Raw genomic sequence first — 15,483 nt, 5'->3', positions numbered from 1 at the left:
TTCAAATCGGATTATTTGCTGTTACGTAGGGAGGTTGCTAAAATGAAATTGTAATTAAGTTCTACCTTCCAAAGGGGAAAATGAATATGAAACAAAACATGTATGATCATATCGGCGGTGCGCAGCTTGAACGGCTAGTGACTGCTTTTTATAATCGGGTTTCACAGCATCCCGAATTAAAACCTATCTTTCCAGATGATTTAACTGAAACAGCTAGAAAACAAACTCAATTCCTAACTCAATTTCTCGGAGGGCCGCCTCTATATTCCGAAGAACATGGGCACCCTATGTTAAGAGCGAGGCATCTCCCATTCGAGATAACACCCAAACGTGCGACAGCATGGCTTTCTTGCATGGAGTTAGCAATGGATGAGGTTGAACTAGACGAAGATTTACGAGAACATCTCCTAACAAGGTTAACGTTCACTGCTCATCATATGGTTAACTCGGGTGATCAGGAAGAGAAAGGAGAATCGAATTGACACCGAATGCTACTGGTTCCTATTGCGATTCTTACAATCCAAATGGACAATCCGATACAGCTTGCACGACTACATCTCAAAAAGGTAAACCTATCGAGATCTATTCATTCATTGATCCGCTTTGTCCTGACTGCTGGGGTCTCGAACCGATCATTAAGAAATTACACCTAGAATATGGACATACCTTCCGCATTAGACATCTAGTTGGCGGTAATATAAAATCATTTAACTCGTTTAAACGAAAAAATGAAGGCATCACAACACACGCTGATGTCGCTGAGCGTTGGGAACGTACAGCCAGTCGCTCTGGGATGTCCTGTGACGGTGATTTGTGGTATGAGGACCCTATGGATACCCCTTATATCGCATCAATTGCTATCAAGGCTGCAGAGCTTCAGGGAAAGCTTCCAGGATTTCGTTTCCTAAGGAAAATGAGAGAACTTCTTTTTATCCAAAAGCAAAACATGACAAAAGAAGAAAATCTAGTTCAAGCAGCAAAAGAAACCGGACTTGATGTAGAAGAATTCCAGAAAGATCTTCACTCACAAGCTGCTGTAAAAGCATTTCAATGTGACTTAAAGATCTCTTCAGAAATGGAAGTAAATGAACTTCCTACCCTTGTTTTCTTCAATGAAAATATTGAAGAAGAAGGTCTTAAAATTACAGGACTTTATGATTATGATGTGTATGTTAGAATTCTGACAGAAATGCTTAAAACAACACCAACGCCAGAGCCTCTTCCGTCGCTAGATGAATTCATGGACCGCTATCACTTTGTCGCAACAAAAGAAGTGGCGGTCGTTTACGACATGAGTTGCGACGAGGCAGATGCCGCTATGAAGAAGCTCGCCTTGAAGCAAATGGTAGAGAAAGTGCCCGCGAAACATGGATGTTTCTGGCGCACTGTAAAAAGTTAAGATCGGGCTTCAAAAAAAGAATGAACCAGCATGGTTCATTCTTTTTTGTTCTTACCATTCATTTACCTCTCCCCTTCCAAGTAAGTATATGCTTCATCATTTCTCATAACTATAATACGAGGAGGGAAATTCATGACGCGTTTTCTCATCTTACTAGGTGCGGCACTCATCATCGTTAGCTTTGTCATGTTTATCATGGGATTATTAAGATTTATTCCTGTGCCTATTGGTGGAGCTCTTTTGTTTCTTTCTATTCTTTTTACCGTTAGCATGTACAATTCCAGAAACCAATTCAAAGGATTTAACCGCTAAAAAAAGCCTTCTCTAGTAGTAGAGAAGGCTTTTTAGCGGCTTAGTTTATGCAACCTATTCGTCTTCGAATAACAGATTTTCCATTTCGTTAAGAATGGATTCAAATACATCTAGTGCGTCACTGATTGGTTTAGAAGAAGTCATATCTACTCCGGCCTTTTTCAAGACCTCAATCGGATAATCTGAGCTTCCTGCTTTTAAGAAATCAATGTATCTTGAGACGGCTTCATCGCCTTCTTCAAGAATTTGATTTGAGAGGGATGCAGCTGCGCTAAATCCAGTCGCATATTGGAATACATAGTAATTGTAATAGAAATGAGGAATACGCGCCCACTCAAGTGCAATTTCATCATCGATCACAAGATCGTCACCAAAATACGTTTTGTTAAGATCATAGTAGATCGAAGAAAGAAGATCTGGCGTTAACGGCTCACCATCTTGCGCTCTTTTGTGAATCGCATGCTCAAACTCAGCAAACATCGTTTGTCTAAATACGGTTCCTCTGAATCCTTCTAGATAGTGGTTTAATAAATAAAGCTTTTCCTTTTTGTCTGAAGTGTTTTCGAGCAAATAATGATTGAGTAACGATTCATTTGTTGTTGAAGCAACTTCAGCTACAAAAATGGAATAATTTGCGTAAGGATAAGGTTGGTTTTCTCTTGTGTAATAACTATGAACCGAATGGCCGAACTCGTGAGCGAGCGTAAATAAATTATTCACGTTATCTTGCCAGTTCATTAGAATATATGGACGTGTTCCATACGTACCTGAAGAGTAAGCCCCACTTCTTTTACCTACGATTTCTTGCACATCTACCCATCGGTTTGAGAAGCCTTCCTCTAAGATCTCTTTGTACTCTTCTCCGAGCGGAGCTAATCCTTTGAGAATATAATCTTTCGCTTCTTTATATGAAACCTCCATCTTTACTTCTGGTACAAGTGGTGTATAGAGATCATACATATGAATTTCCTCAAGACCAAGTGCTTTCTTTCGAAGGTTTACATAGCGATGCAATAGATCAAGGCGATTGTGCACTGTTTCCACAAGGTTGTCATAGACGTCTTCTGGAATGTTATTACTATCAAGTGCAGCTTGTCTTGCCGAATCATAATTACGCACGCTAGCATAATAATTGTCTTTCTTAACTGTTCCACTTAGTGTCGAAGCGAAAGTATTCTTGAATTTCCCATACGTTTCATAGACTGCCTTGAACGCATCTTTTCTTACACGTCGGTCGCTACTCTCAAGAAAACGAATGTAGCGTCCGTGTGTAACTTCCACTTCGTCCCCATTCTCATCCTTAATCGTTGGAAACTTCATATCTGCATTATTTAACATACCAAACGTGTTGCTTGAACTATTCGTTACGTCGCTAACACCAGCCAGAATGGCTTCTTCTTCCTTAGATAAAACGTGCGGACGCTCTCGATTGATTTCGTCTAATGCTTGCTCATAAAGTTTCAGTTCTTTCTTTTCGTTCAAATACTGCTTGATGGTTTCTTCGGGTACGCTTAGAATTTCTGGTACAACAAAAGCGAGCTCACTACTCACCTGCGTCGCAAGATTAGCTGCACGATCATTAAGACCCTGGTAATGGGAGTTTGTCGTATCTTGATCATAGCGCATATGGGCATATGTATACAGCTTGCCAAGCTTAATTGTAATTTCATCTTGTTTTTGAAGGGCCGCATAAAGCGTATCTGCAGAATCGGCTAACTTCCCTTTGTATTCTTCCATCTCCGGGAGAAGTGCTTTTATTTCTTTAAATTCCTCATCCCATTTTTGATCGTTTTCGTAAATGGCTTCAAGATCCCAAGTATCTTCTACTGGAATTTCGTCTCGTTTAGGTAGAGCGTTTACTTTTTTCTCTTCCATCATTAGACACCTCCATCAAATAATTACCTCACATACATTATCGTACCATATTCCTCAAAGGATGCTTACAATTTCGCTCGACAAACGTTGCAGTTTCACACAAGTTTCCCGAGAATTTCATGATCTTTTTTAGTGCATTGCTCAACTTGCTGATGAACCTCAGGTTGATAAAGCTTTTCATATCGTTCATTATCCCATTCTTTCAAAACTTTTAACCGAATTAATTGATCAACATACCCTTTTAGTGCCGCTGATACCCCTTCCCCCTGAACCATGTGCGGACTATATCTTACTTTAATAAGAGTAGCATCGATTACTTGTTGGAAGGCATTTATTAATGACTGCATAGAGAATGATTTATTTTGAGGGGTTAAAGAAAGAAAGCAAATAATAATCCACGTTTGCCATAAATAAGAGGGGGTTTCAATCCAGTAGTTTTGCGAAGATGGAATTCCAGCTTCGGAAGGGAAAAATCGAATAGACTTTCCGCTAAGATAGAGTCGTTTACGCAAGAAGTAATAAATGAATGATTTTTCACCATGGGGATTTTGACGCCAAATTTGTTTTTGCTTAAACCATATGGGCACGGATTCATGAATAGTAAAAGGAGAATGAGACTTAAATAAATCGAAATAAGAATTAGTTGAAGCGCTGTGATAAGTGGTTGTACAGATGAATTTTGTAGGGGTTAAGCTATAGTGGATGGTTAGATTCGCGAAGGTACGTTCTTCTGGGCAATAATAGTAAATGGACGGAGAACCTCTATGGTGGGATGCTGCTGCCCAGTCCATAGCTGAAAGGGTGTGGATGAGGGAATATATTCGCTTGAGGCGCTTTGCTCCAAGAATCCATGTCACATGAATGTTTGTAGCGTTATAATCATGTGATCGTTTCGTAAGCAGTCTCGCTTCTATTGAGGCACATTGAAATTCAACCGCCGTACAAGATGAGGGGAGAAATAAATCGGGGCGCTGATTAGAGGCAATTAACACATGTTCTAATTGCACATCCTGATGATCTTCTCTTAGCCAATTATAAAGCTGTTGTTTACCGGTTAAGTGATAATTAGATTCCCGTTCCCATTCCATTTCACAAGGCGGGGACCCTTGATGGGCAAAATGCCATATCTTTTTTTCACCTAGCTTCATCACAACCCGCTCACGGCACCCAGGACAATAATAGGGTGTGGAACGCCTTAATTTCCGTAGCTCATCAAGGCTGAAGCAACGGTCGGCAAGATTGAGTAATGATCCATTTATAGTTGAAGCAGTTAACATCACAACACCTCTCTTTTATTCGTTCCTAACAATAATTCTCTTCCTAGAGAAACATCCCTCTACACTTTCTATATTTATTTGAATAAGATAACCGGTTTAACCACAAAGGATGATTCGTCCCCTTAAAGAAATGAAGAAATAAAAAAAAGCCGATTTCCATAGAAATCGGCCTCACCTTATAAGAGTGGGAAGTGTCCGCGGAGTTGTTCAAGAGCCTGCTCAGAGAGAATCTCCTTACCGTATTCATGAATGCGGTGAATGGTCAGGTCTGTTTCATATCCGTATTCTAACAGCTGACTCAATCGGTTGTCCTGATCTTCTTCTATCAATGTTTCGTCGAAGACAACATGGAGATAATAACGGTCCTCATAATGATACAATCCATTTTCAACTCCAGTTGAATCAAATCCGTGTGACAATGAAATCACATCTTCAAAGTCTCTAAATCCGATCATAAAGGAAAGCTCTTCACCTTCTAACGGTTCAGGCTCGTCTTCTGGATCTAAATTATTCTGAAGCGCAAATTTATCATCAAGAATTTTATCCATATTTTCATCGAGCGGAAGATCAAGCTGCTTATCCTCTGACATCGGAAGTTCAAGTTTGGACCCGTCATTTGACATTTGTGCACGTGTCACAATGATTTCAAGACCCTTTTCAAGTGCTTGAACTTGTATCCAGAGTGGACCCTCAAGTGAAAACTGTTCCCTTTGATGCGCTTCGTCCATCATTTCCCAGAACAATTCTTCTCCTCTTTCTCTGTCGTACCAAATTTCTTCTCGATCGAACCCTCTATTTTCAATATCTCTATACGTAATAAAGAATTTTAAAGTATTCGCATTGACGCGTTCGATTTCCATGTGCACTCTCTCCCTCCTGTTTAGTTAACCGGAAGGCTATTCCCTCTGGGATACTCCTAATTTTCTCTTTCCCTTAAGTGGCTTGAGTTTAACCACTTTTTCTCTTGTAATACCATTCTATGATAAACCATCAAAGAATGGAAATAAAAAATCGTTTGATTTTTTCACTCATATTAAACCATATACACGATATATTTATTTATGTGTATAGCTTGCCCTAAAGTGCTCCTGTCATATGATTAAAAATTCGCTATTCGGGAGTGGATTCCTTGCTTACCTTAGAAACCATGACACAGATTCTGTTTATTATCGGTATTGATATCGTCCTAGGTGGTGACAACGCAGTTGTAATCGCCCTCGCGTGTCGTAATCTCCCCGATTCTCATCGCAACAAAGCCATCATGATGGGAACAGCCATTGCTGTTGGACTTAGAATAGCACTAACCATTGTCGCTGTCTATTTATTGATGCTCCCTTTCTTATTAATTGTTGGTAGCCTCTTTCTTCTCTACATTTCCTTCAAATTGGTAATCGATAGTGAAAGTAATGAATCGGTCCAATCCACCTTTTCGTTTTGGGGAGCCATTCGAACCATCGTCATAGCAGATCTCATTATGGGGCTCGATAATGTACTAGCGATCGCTGGTGCATCCGAGGGGAAACTGCCGCTTGTCGTTTTTGGATTATTCATCTCTATCCCTATTATCGTATGGGGTAGTAGAATGATCATGCATGCCCTTGATCATTTTCCTGTTTTAATTTATATTGGCGCCGGCATTTTAGCTTTTACTTCTGCAAGGATGTTAACAAGCGCAGCAGAATTAAAAACCTTCTTTTATACATACCCTTCCATGGAAGTGGCCATCGAGATTATTTTTCTTCTCGTTGTGATTGTTGGAGGATGGTTAGTAAAGAAGGTGAAAGGAAACATTCTTTACATTTATTAAGAGCTACAAAAAAACTTCTACAGGATCTCCTGTAGAAGTTTTTATTAGGTAGCTCTGTTAATGAACCTTTAACTCGAATGAATTAAAACCGAGCATCATTATTATAAGCTAATTAATTAACGAGACGCTGTGCCTCTTGAAGTTGAAAAGTACGAACCTTGCGAGGTAGGAAACGACGAATTTCATCTTCGTTATAACCAACCTGTAGTCTTTTTTCATCCAAAATGATTGGACGGCGAAGCAATCCTGGATGCTCGCTAATTAGCTCAAACAATTCCTGTAAAGAAACCGTATCAAGATTTAAGTTCAATTCCTGGAAAGTTTTTGAGCGAGTTGATATAATTTCATCTGTTCCGTCTTCAGTCATACGTAGAATTTCTTTCACTTCTTCAATAGTAAGAGGTTCAGAAAAAATGTTACGTTCTGTAAAGGGAATATCGTGCTCCTGCAACCACGCCTTCGCTTTTCGACAAGATGTGCAGCTTGGTGATGTATAGAGTGTTACCATAAGGAATTGCTCCTTTCTATAAGTAAACGTCAAATCTACATTAGAAAAATTATCTTTTCACAATTTGTATTATACTACAATTCTTATCAAATAAATAGAGGATGACAAAAATTACATAAAAGCTATACAATAACTATACAAATGATTTATGTTAAGTCTAACTCCTATATACCCCTTCTTCACGCTCCCAAACCTTTATTGTTTAAAAATGTTTGATTTTTATCTGAAAAAAGTTTCCTTCACATGATACGATTCGTAAGAGATACACTAATTCTGAGGTGAATAATATGAAAAAGGCTCTGTTTCTTGTAAGTATGCTCGTCTTTGCAAGCGCTTGTACAACACAGGAAATTACAAATGAAGAAACTTCAAATGAACCGATTCCAGTTGAAGTCGCTACTGCTCAACAAAAAAACATTTCGAATGAACTTGAATTAGCCGGACAAGCTACTCCTGGAGTGACGATCCCGCTCGCTGCCCCTTCTCCACTCGAGGTAAAAGAAATAAACGTGACTGTTGGAAGCTCTGTGGAAAAAGGAGATCTCATTGCTTCTCTCGATGATTCTACAGCGAGAGAAAATGTCAACCAGCTAACGAATGCGGTCAATGAGCTTGAAAAAGCCGTTAGCCAGGCTCAAGAATTGTCTGGACAAGCAGAAAAAAGTGCTCAAGAGTTAAAAAATCTTCAAGATGAATTAAATGCTTCACTCGAACGATCTAAGCAGCTACTTAATGAACTTGATTCAGAAGAAGTGACAGCTGCTGATGTTTTAAAGGAAAGTCTTGAAGTAACCATAAAGCAGGCACAATTATCCCAAGCTGCAGCCCAGGTTCCTTCAATGTCAGCAGGTAATGTGACACAGCTTGAAACACAGTTGTCCGAAACGAAAGCAAGCCTTAACCAGGCAAGGGACGTCCTAAATGCAACTACCATTGAATCACCTATAAATGGGATCGTTTCTCAAATCAATGCTGAAGAAAATGCTGCAGCCGTGCCAAGCACCCCGCTTGCGGTCGTCGTGAATTTAAATCCGATTAACGCTGCCTTTCAAGTAAATAGCTTTCAAATTACACAGTTACAAAAAGATCAGGAAGTGAAGATCACTTTTGACGGTGTCGATGGATCTTTTGATGGGAAATTAAAAGCGATCCCACCTACAGCAAATGAACAAACGGGTTCATTTCTAATTGAGATTCCAATTGAAAACAAAGATTTAAAAATTAAAGGTGGTATGAAAGCAACTGCGACCATACAAACAGACGTCATAGAGAACGCTGTAACTGTCCCTAAGGATTCAATTATCTATGGTGATGATGAAACGTATGTTTACGCACCACAAGGAAAGAAAGTGAAACAAGTTAACGTCGAGCTAGGAGCAGAGACTGATGAAAGCATTCAAATTACGAAAGGTCTCTCAAAAGGTGATAAAGTCATCACTAAAGGTAAAGATCGTCTAAACGAAGCATCTGAAATCCAGGTACAGAAGTGAGTTGAACACACATGAATATTGCTAAGCTTTCCGTCTTTCGTCCAATTGCTATGGGGATGGTGATTATTTTCATCCTCATTATCGGAACAGTATCACTACGTAACATGCCAGTTGATCTGTTTCCCGATCTTACTTTCCCTGTTGCAGCCGTAACGGTTACATATGATGGTGCTGGTCCTGAAGAAGTTGAGAACTTACTAGCCTCCCCTCTTGAGAACGTGATGGGAACCCTACCGAATGTCGAAAGTATATCGTCCGTCTCACAAAATGGTGGTGCACTGATCCTCGTTTCATTCGAATGGGGAACAGATATGGATTTTGCCACGTTAAATATGAGGGAACAAATTGATGCAGTTAGAGACTCTCTACCTTCTGAAGTACCAATTCCTAAAGTATTGCGTTTTAATCCAAGTGATATTCCTATCATGCAACTTGGAGTGGCTGGATCGGAGGAAGATCTTACTGCAGTAAAGAAAGTAATTGAAGATCAAATTAAACCTTCACTTGATTCAGTACCAGGGGTTGCAGCTGTTACGATTGAAGGTCAGTTAGAGAAGGAAATTAGATTAACTGCTGATCCAGATAAATTAAGTCAATATGGCGTCACCCTTACAAACTTACAGCAGCTCATTGGATCAGAAAATCTTAACTTACCAAGCGGATCTATTGAAACAGAGAATAAAAACCTGCCTCTTCGCGTAACAGGAGAGTTTAAATCCGTTGATGATTTAAAAAACTTATCCGTTCCAACACAGAATGGTACCGTCAAACTTAATCAGCTCGTTGAAATCGAAGAAATGATGAAACCTGCTGTTCAAGAAAGTTTCTTAAATGGTGAGCCGGCGATTGGTTTTTCAATTCAAAAACAATCTGGAGCAAACACCGTTCAAGTAGTGAAGCAAATTAATGAGAAGCTTGAAGAAATTCAGCCTTCCCTACCAGAAAGCATGGAAATTAAAACCGTATTCGATCAGGCGAAATTTATTAATCAGTCAATCCGTGCTGTTGTATGGAATATTATTATTGGAAGTCTTTTAGCTTCTGCCGTTCTATACCTGTTCTTACGCAATATTCGCAGTACGCTAATTATCGGTTTATCAATACCTATTTCGATCGTGGGTGCATTTATTTTAATGTATTTCTCAGGTCAAACGATCAACCTCCTAACACTAGGAGGCCTCGCGCTCGGAGTTGGAATGATGGTAGACAACTCTATTGTTATTCTAGAAAACATTTACCGACTAAGGCAGGAAGGTAAATCACTGAAAGAAGCGGCAGTAGATGGTACGAAAGAAGTTGGTAGTGCAATCATTGCATCTACACTCACTACAGTTGTAGTATTCTTACCAATTGTATTTGTTACTGGGCTCGCAGCCCAGCTCTTTAAACCATTAGCGCTAGCTGTTACCTTCTCACTATTAGCGTCTCTATTTACAGCACTTATTATTGTGCCACTATTATCATCTCTTCTGATGAACCGAAACGAATCCAAATCGATTTTTCAACTTAAATTTGATCGGGTTAATCAATGGTATCGTCGAGTATTAGATAAAACGCTGTCTCATCCTAAAAAAACAATCGGCTTTACCGTTCTGCTCCTTGCTATTTCAGCAGCCGGAACGCCTTTTATTGGGACAGAATTCCTTCCTGCACAGGATCAGAGCTTTGTGAATATATCAGCGAACCTTCCTGCAGGAAGCTCGCTTGACGCCACTGAAACCGTCACAGAGGAAATTGATAACGTCTTAAAGTCGATTCCTGAAGTTGACTTATCCTATTTAACAGCTGGAGGAACCGACAACTTTAGTGTTGGAGCTGGCAGTCAAACGAACCGGGCTAGCTACAGCGTCCTGCTCGTTCCAATCAATGAGCGAGATCAATCTGACTTAGAAGTAGCCGAAGATATACGAAAGAAGCTTAAAGGTATACCGAACGCCGATATTTCTGTATCTGCCAGTGATTCTGGATTTAGCGCTGCTCCTATTTCAATTAACATCATCGGACCTGAGCTTGATGTTTTGAAAGAACTTTCGGATGATGTGATGGAGAGCTTATCAGAAGTCGATGGCGTAAGAGAACCAACTTCGAGTATCGAATCCAATAATCCAGAAGTTCAAATTCTAATCGATCGTGAGAAGGCTGCGAGCTATGGAATAGGCAGCTCACAAATTTCAACAACGATTTCTAATGCCACAAAAGGACTTGTAGCGAGCAATCTTGCAAGAGATGGCAATCAATTAGATATCCGCTTAGCAGTTGAAGATAAATATACAGATTCCCTTGATTCTCTATCTAGCCTATTAATCGAGACTCAAACTGGGGAAAAAATCCCCCTTTCTGCTGTTGCCGAAATTAAACGGGGGCTTGGTCCATCGGAAATTACACGTTCGGATCGATTAAGACAAGTAGAAATAACGGCGAGTCTATTGGGTCGAGATCTTGGAACGGTTACAGATGAAATTCGCGAAAAACTAGTCAAAGACGTTCCGCTCCCTGGTAATTCATATAAAATCACTTTTGGTGGACAAGATGAACAAATGAATGATGCTTTCTTTAAATTGTCCGGTGCTCTTGCTCTTGCCATTGTTCTTGTTTATATGGTTATGGCAGGACAGTTTGAATCATTTCTCTATCCGTTTATCATTATGTTTTCTGTTCCACTCACAGCTATTGGGATTATTTTCGGCCTCCTTATCTCCTTCCAGCCTCTTGGAGTTGGTTCACTCGTTGGTATGCTTATTTTAACGGGGATCGTGGTCAATAATGCGATTGTACTCGTTGATTATATTAATAAGCTTCGTGAAACAGGGATGGGAACTCGTGAAGCGATTTTAGAAGCAGGACCTATTCGCTTAAGACCGATTTTAATGACAGCCTTAACGACGATTCTTGGTCTGGTTCCTTTATCACTCGGGTTTGGTGAAGGTACAGAAATACAGCAACCGATGGCCATCGTCATCGTATTCGGATTGAGTGTAGCAACATTTATAACATTAGTATTTATTCCTGTTGTTTATTACTTGATTGATCTACGTCGTCAGAAACGATTGGATAAAAAATTAGAAGCAAATGAATAGAAAAAAACCGAAAGCCAGTTTTAAGGCTTTCGGTTTTTTGTTACATTTTTTATGCAGATGTTCTCGTATTTGAGGCGGGCTCTTTCGAAGACTGCGGTTTCCAGGTTTTCCATCGTCGTTTCAATAAATCCTTCAACCATTCGCGCTTCTTTTGCTTTTTCTTCTCACGATTCTTCATAAGAAGGTTCCCTCCTGATCGAAAACAATACTCTTACTCTTCAATGAGTTCCTTATCTTCTTTAAGACTCAGCACTTCTTCGACAGGCTGATAAGACTCACCATACAACTGCATATCTTTGTAAGTATGAATCTCCTGATACGTATGCTTCATCGCTTCGTAAATTTCTTTCTCACCAGCTTCGTTTGGAGACCAGAAAAGAATTTCCATTTCATTGATCTCGTTTGTAGCAAGAGATCTTCTTCGGTAGCCAATTGACTTCGCGTGTTTAAATCCTTCTCTCAAATAAAAGCGCTGTCTTTTTTCAGTATCCGTTTCATCATAATCAACAGGCTCTACCTCGAGGATAATTGGCTTATTCTTTTCTTTAAGTTCTTCAATTAATTTCTTTCCTAGCCCCTGACCTCTGGCATCCTTGGAAACGAAAATATAATCCACGAATATGAAATCAGGAAGATCGGCATACATTAGAACATGGTGCGGTCCCTCGTCCTTATTGTAAATGTCACCTTTTTCTTCAAGCAGTAAGTCCATATGCTCTTTTGATTTCATCTCTTCAATGGGGAAATATTGCTTCAGCTTCTCATACCAGTTCATTGATCTACTCCCTTTTAAATTAATTCGTCACTAATAGTATAACACATTTATCCAGTAAAATAGTGCTAAGCTAGATAAGGCAGTAGTTATTTTCCCCTCTTCTCAGTTATGTAAACATACTGTACACTAATATCAAACAGGCTAAGGAGGAATGAAATGAACTTTTTTACTGAGTTTATCATGCTCGCTATTCTACTCATTAGCTTCACAGCATTTATTGCTATCTTCTTAAATGCATCTGGCCGTTTCATTTTTTCTAAACAAAAATCCTCCTTCCAACACCCTTTAGAAGATAGTCAGAAAAATTGGAGAAAATTAACGAAAGATTCATTCTAAATCAGCGCATTGAGCGTTCGCGGGAAGGGAATCGTATATAGAGAAAAAGGATTGCCTTCAGAGGCAATCCTTTTCTTTACGTATCACGGTGTATAGTCGACATTCTTTGTATAACTATTGCTTGCGTCCCAAAGTAGATATTCATTAATACCATTGTCTTTCAAGGCTTTAATTTGGGCTTCTACTTCCGCCTTTCCGTAATTCAAGTAATTCCCACTACCAAGATAACTTGCAGTGAAATCCTGAATCCATGGACGACTTGTAGGAGCATCATCCAATTTGCCTAATACTTCATTCTCTACTTTTGCATACTCATTTATTAAGTTATACGGTTCCAAATCAGGCTTTGAAATTCCAAAATAGGATCCCCAGTGACTTGGATAAATCATAGATGAAATAACATCAACGTTACTAGAAATTTTAGAGAAATTCTGCCCGATACCAGGCGCTTCAGGAATCGTTGCTGAGTAACCAAAAATATCAACCGATACATCAACATCATACTGCTCAAGCTTCGAATTCGCATATGCTACAAAGTCCGTTACAGCCTGCACACGTTTTTGAACATTATCCATATCCATATCAGCATATTTGCCCATCGAATATTCTAATGTGTCTTCACGTGTTTCAAACCCTTCTGGGAAACGGACGTAATCAAATTGAATTTCTTTGAAGCCCATTTTAGCTGCTTCAATTGCAATTTCAACATTGTAATCCCATACCTCTTCCTTAAATGGGTTAACAAATGCTTCTCCACGTCCATTTTTCCAAACCGAACCACCTTCTTTATATGAAAGCTCTGGTCTTGCTTCTGCAAGCACTGTATCCTTAAATACAACTACTCTCGCAATTGGATAGATCTCGTTTTTCTCCATCTCTTCTAAAACCTTGCGAGGATCTTTCATATAAGGTTTGCCAATCTCATACTCTGCTAATGGAGAATCCTTCTTTGGTTCATATGTAAGATTTCCAAAATCATCTTTAAGATCGATGACCATTGCATTTAAATCTGTAGAGTTCACAAATTCTGTGAGCTTACTGAATCGACTTCCACCTGCTGAATTCCCTGTTACATAAATACCTCGAACTGCATCAGGATATTCGAAATCAAGACCAGAATCATAAACGAATCTTGGTAGTCGATCTGGTAACGTTAGTTCCTTTTTTTCTGTCTCAATCCCTTTAAGATTTGTCGCTGATAATGCTTCATCTGCTTGTACCGATTGCCCGAAAACAGAAAAAAGCAAAACTGACGCGAGCAGGCCTTTCAACCCCACATTAAAAATACGCACAGCTTCTCTCCCCTTTATTAGTTTGCCTCCTCTATTATAAGATGAATATACGCTCTTTGAAAGAACTTCCAGTAAAATTTCTCATGTCTTTTTCGTGAACGATATAAATTGCTTTATTTTTTATCAAATGGTATGATATTTAGAAAAATAAATTTAGATTGGTGAGGAGGCCATAACCATGAGAAACGTAACACTAACTGATATTTATCAACTACCATTTGCACGAAAGTATTTAAAACGCGCTGGATTGGCTCATGCGATTAATGTGGCCAAACACGCTTATCATTTCGCAAGTGAACACGATGTCAATCCTGATCTTGCTGCAAAAGCAGCATTACTTCATGATGTTGGTCACTATACATGGTACCGAAATGGAAAATGGGATTATAACTTATATAAACAGAATGACATTCATGCAATCAAAGGGGCTGAGCGAGCTCACAAAATGCTGATACGACTTGGTGAAAATCCAGTTTCAGCAAAGGAAATTGCCGTCGCAATCCTATTCCACACGGATTCCTACTTCATGGGAACTGTAAACCGTAACGCTCTTCAAGAAGTAGTTGCAATGGCTGATGAAGCGGACGAAGAACCTGGTGGTAACCACCATTATAAAGTCATCTCTGAAGAAGAAGCGAGAAATGAGCTCGCTGCACTCGATCAATTGATTGAACAAAGCTTGAACAATCAAAATGAGTGGCAGCAAAGTGTTTAAGATCCACTATAGCTCAGGAAAGGGATCTCAATGTGTAAATCCTTTCCATCCCTTTCCCTTATCTCCCCTTCCCACTTCTTTACAAAAGTCATTCCATACTCACTATTAGGAACACTCATAATAATCCTCTGCTTTCTCTGCTTATAAGCCAATTGAACGATAAATTCGTACAAACCCCACCTCTTCTTTTCATTGCCTTTATAAAAAAATTCCACGGCCTCTGCGTAATCTTCAAATGTTTCAATCCAAACATATCCTACGGTTTGTTCTTTTTCTTCAAATAAGTATACGATAGAATGAGAAGAAGGCCGTAACTGTAACCTTGCCATATTTTCTGATCTAATCGAATCTAGCGTTTCTTCATCAAATTCGCAATTGTAAGTGTAAAAAATCATATGGACCCTCCTCTATTTTGCTTTGTATACTTTCAAAAAGGTATCTCAGTAAAACGAACAAAGTAACTATAGCTTTTCTGAAAGGAGAGTTTATGAACAAATTAAAACTTAGTTTACTTATTTCTACTTTTATTCTGTGCGGACTTATTTTAGTAGACTATTCGCTTCCCGTTGACTTATCCCTTTATGTAAAAGGATTTCTGATTGTCCCAATTCTACTCTACA

General features: G+C 39.2%; 16 protein-coding genes. 8 read left to right on the top strand and 8 right to left on the bottom strand.

Annotation, left to right across the window (positions count from 1 at the left end; translation table 11 throughout):
- Positions 1-86: 86 nt before the first annotated feature.
- From AC0VYJ_RS08770 to AC0VYJ_RS08760, 3 genes are all read left to right on the top strand, one after another.
- Positions 87-482 carry a globin domain-containing protein gene (locus AC0VYJ_RS08770; protein ID WP_404682403.1) on the top strand — a complete coding sequence of 132 codons (396 nt, stop codon included), beginning with the start codon at positions 87-89 and terminating at the stop codon, positions 480-482.
- 92 nt (positions 483-574) lie between these two features.
- Positions 575-1,399 carry a ClpXP adapter SpxH family protein gene (locus AC0VYJ_RS08765; RefSeq protein WP_475367476.1) on the top strand — a complete coding sequence of 275 codons (825 nt, stop codon included), beginning with the start codon at positions 575-577 and terminating at the stop codon, positions 1,397-1,399.
- Positions 1,400-1,531: 132 nt separating this feature from the next.
- Positions 1,532-1,711 carry a hypothetical protein gene (locus AC0VYJ_RS08760; RefSeq protein WP_430242090.1) on the top strand — a complete coding sequence of 60 codons (180 nt, stop codon included), beginning with the start codon at positions 1,532-1,534 and terminating at the stop codon, positions 1,709-1,711.
- 54 nt (positions 1,712-1,765) lie between these two features.
- Here the strand turns inward: AC0VYJ_RS08760 and pepF are convergent, their stop codons facing one another.
- From pepF to mecA, 3 genes are all read right to left on the bottom strand, one after another.
- Complete coding sequence (gene pepF, locus AC0VYJ_RS08755; RefSeq protein WP_475367188.1) at positions 1,766-3,589, bottom strand: oligoendopeptidase F; 1,824 nt, start codon at positions 3,587-3,589, stop codon at positions 1,766-1,768.
- 92 nt (positions 3,590-3,681) lie between these two features.
- Positions 3,682-4,863 carry a competence protein CoiA gene (locus AC0VYJ_RS08750; RefSeq protein ID WP_475367187.1) on the bottom strand — a complete coding sequence of 394 codons (1,182 nt, stop codon included), beginning with the start codon at positions 4,861-4,863 and terminating at the stop codon, positions 3,682-3,684.
- Positions 4,864-5,039: 176 nt separating this feature from the next.
- Positions 5,040-5,723, bottom strand: coding sequence for an adaptor protein MecA (gene mecA, locus AC0VYJ_RS08745; RefSeq protein ID WP_194222276.1), 684 nt, complete (start codon positions 5,721-5,723; stop codon positions 5,040-5,042).
- A 287-nt stretch (positions 5,724-6,010) separates the two neighbouring features.
- Between mecA and AC0VYJ_RS08740 the strand changes: the two genes are divergently transcribed.
- Positions 6,011-6,670 (top strand): TerC family protein, encoded by a 660-nt coding sequence (locus tag AC0VYJ_RS08740; RefSeq protein ID WP_430242415.1) that lies wholly within the window; start codon positions 6,011-6,013, stop codon positions 6,668-6,670.
- Positions 6,671-6,782: 112 nt separating this feature from the next.
- Here the strand turns inward: AC0VYJ_RS08740 and spxA are convergent, their stop codons facing one another.
- Positions 6,783-7,178, bottom strand: a complete 396-nt coding sequence (gene spxA / locus AC0VYJ_RS08735) for a transcriptional regulator SpxA (protein ID WP_098443134.1) — start codon at positions 7,176-7,178, stop codon at positions 6,783-6,785.
- 287 nt (positions 7,179-7,465) lie between these two features.
- Between spxA and AC0VYJ_RS08730 the strand changes: the two genes are divergently transcribed.
- Positions 7,466-8,668 carry an efflux RND transporter periplasmic adaptor subunit gene (locus tag AC0VYJ_RS08730; protein WP_475367186.1) on the top strand — a complete coding sequence of 401 codons (1,203 nt, stop codon included), beginning with the start codon at positions 7,466-7,468 and terminating at the stop codon, positions 8,666-8,668.
- 11 nt (positions 8,669-8,679) lie between these two features.
- Positions 8,680-11,745 carry an efflux RND transporter permease subunit gene (locus tag AC0VYJ_RS08725; protein WP_475367185.1) on the top strand — a complete coding sequence of 1,022 codons (3,066 nt, stop codon included), beginning with the start codon at positions 8,680-8,682 and terminating at the stop codon, positions 11,743-11,745.
- Positions 11,746-11,794: 49 nt separating this feature from the next.
- Here AC0VYJ_RS08725 and AC0VYJ_RS08720 read toward each other — a convergent pair whose 3' ends face one another.
- Together AC0VYJ_RS08720 and AC0VYJ_RS08715 are read right to left on the bottom strand one after the other, a co-directional pair.
- The gene (locus AC0VYJ_RS08720) at positions 11,795-11,923 is read right to left on the bottom strand and encodes a hypothetical protein (RefSeq protein WP_255462008.1); all 129 of its coding nucleotides are present in this window, start codon (positions 11,921-11,923) and stop codon (positions 11,795-11,797) included.
- Between the two features lie 33 nt (positions 11,924-11,956).
- Entirely contained in the window at positions 11,957-12,520 is a 564-nt protein-coding gene (locus tag AC0VYJ_RS08715; RefSeq protein ID WP_303534834.1) for a GNAT family N-acetyltransferase, read from the bottom strand.
- 156 nt (positions 12,521-12,676) lie between these two features.
- Between AC0VYJ_RS08715 and AC0VYJ_RS08710 the strand changes: the two genes are divergently transcribed.
- Positions 12,677-12,856, top strand: coding sequence for a hypothetical protein (locus AC0VYJ_RS08710; protein ID WP_475367184.1), 180 nt, complete (start codon positions 12,677-12,679; stop codon positions 12,854-12,856).
- Positions 12,857-12,939: 83 nt separating this feature from the next.
- On the opposite strand, the gene AC0VYJ_RS08705 is transcribed toward AC0VYJ_RS08710, so the two are convergent.
- Entirely contained in the window at positions 12,940-14,148 is a 1,209-nt protein-coding gene (locus tag AC0VYJ_RS08705) for a putative glycoside hydrolase (RefSeq protein ID WP_430242101.1), read from the bottom strand.
- A 178-nt stretch (positions 14,149-14,326) separates the two neighbouring features.
- Here AC0VYJ_RS08705 and AC0VYJ_RS08700 point away from each other — a divergent pair, with 178 nt between their 5' ends.
- Entirely contained in the window at positions 14,327-14,863 is a 537-nt protein-coding gene (locus AC0VYJ_RS08700) for an HD domain-containing protein (RefSeq protein ID WP_475367183.1), read from the top strand.
- Here AC0VYJ_RS08700 and AC0VYJ_RS08695 read toward each other — a convergent pair.
- Positions 14,860-15,258 carry a hypothetical protein gene (locus AC0VYJ_RS08695; RefSeq protein WP_475367182.1) on the bottom strand — a complete coding sequence of 133 codons (399 nt, stop codon included), beginning with the start codon at positions 15,256-15,258 and terminating at the stop codon, positions 14,860-14,862. The two genes, AC0VYJ_RS08700 and AC0VYJ_RS08695, sit on opposite strands and share 4 nt — an antisense overlap.
- Positions 15,259-15,483 lie beyond the last annotated feature (225 nt).

This window comes from Anaerobacillus sp. 63XJN7_5_ISO-PGPR-S23-430 (assembly GCF_056173695.1).
The sequence above is the reverse complement of the archived record's forward strand: the minus strand, read 5'-3'. Positions and strand labels throughout refer to the sequence as shown.

Coding starts and splice junctions, on each gene's coding strand:
- AC0VYJ_RS08730 (WP_475367186.1), top strand. CDS start 7,466: ATGAAAAAGGCTCTGTTTCTTGTAAGTATGCTCGTCTTTGCAAGCGCT.
- spxA (WP_098443134.1), bottom strand. CDS start 7,178: ATGGTAACACTCTATACATCACCAAGCTGCACATCTTGTCGAAAAGCG.
- AC0VYJ_RS08710 (WP_475367184.1), top strand. CDS start 12,677: ATGAACTTTTTTACTGAGTTTATCATGCTCGCTATTCTACTCATTAGC.
- AC0VYJ_RS08720 (WP_255462008.1), bottom strand. CDS start 11,923: ATGAAGAATCGTGAGAAGAAAAAGCAAAAGAAGCGCGAATGGTTGAAG.
- AC0VYJ_RS08760 (WP_430242090.1), top strand. CDS start 1,532: ATGACGCGTTTTCTCATCTTACTAGGTGCGGCACTCATCATCGTTAGC.
- AC0VYJ_RS08770 (WP_404682403.1), top strand. CDS start 87: ATGAAACAAAACATGTATGATCATATCGGCGGTGCGCAGCTTGAACGG.
- AC0VYJ_RS08725 (WP_475367185.1), top strand. CDS start 8,680: ATGAATATTGCTAAGCTTTCCGTCTTTCGTCCAATTGCTATGGGGATG.
- AC0VYJ_RS08700 (WP_475367183.1), top strand. CDS start 14,327: ATGAGAAACGTAACACTAACTGATATTTATCAACTACCATTTGCACGA.
- AC0VYJ_RS08750 (WP_475367187.1), bottom strand. CDS start 4,863: ATGTTAACTGCTTCAACTATAAATGGATCATTACTCAATCTTGCCGAC.
- AC0VYJ_RS08715 (WP_303534834.1), bottom strand. CDS start 12,520: ATGAACTGGTATGAGAAGCTGAAGCAATATTTCCCCATTGAAGAGATG.
- AC0VYJ_RS08740 (WP_430242415.1), top strand. CDS start 6,011: ATGACACAGATTCTGTTTATTATCGGTATTGATATCGTCCTAGGTGGT.
- AC0VYJ_RS08695 (WP_475367182.1), bottom strand. CDS start 15,258: ATGATTTTTTACACTTACAATTGCGAATTTGATGAAGAAACGCTAGAT.
- mecA (WP_194222276.1), bottom strand. CDS start 5,723: ATGGAAATCGAACGCGTCAATGCGAATACTTTAAAATTCTTTATTACG.
- pepF (WP_475367188.1), bottom strand. CDS start 3,589: ATGATGGAAGAGAAAAAAGTAAACGCTCTACCTAAACGAGACGAAATT.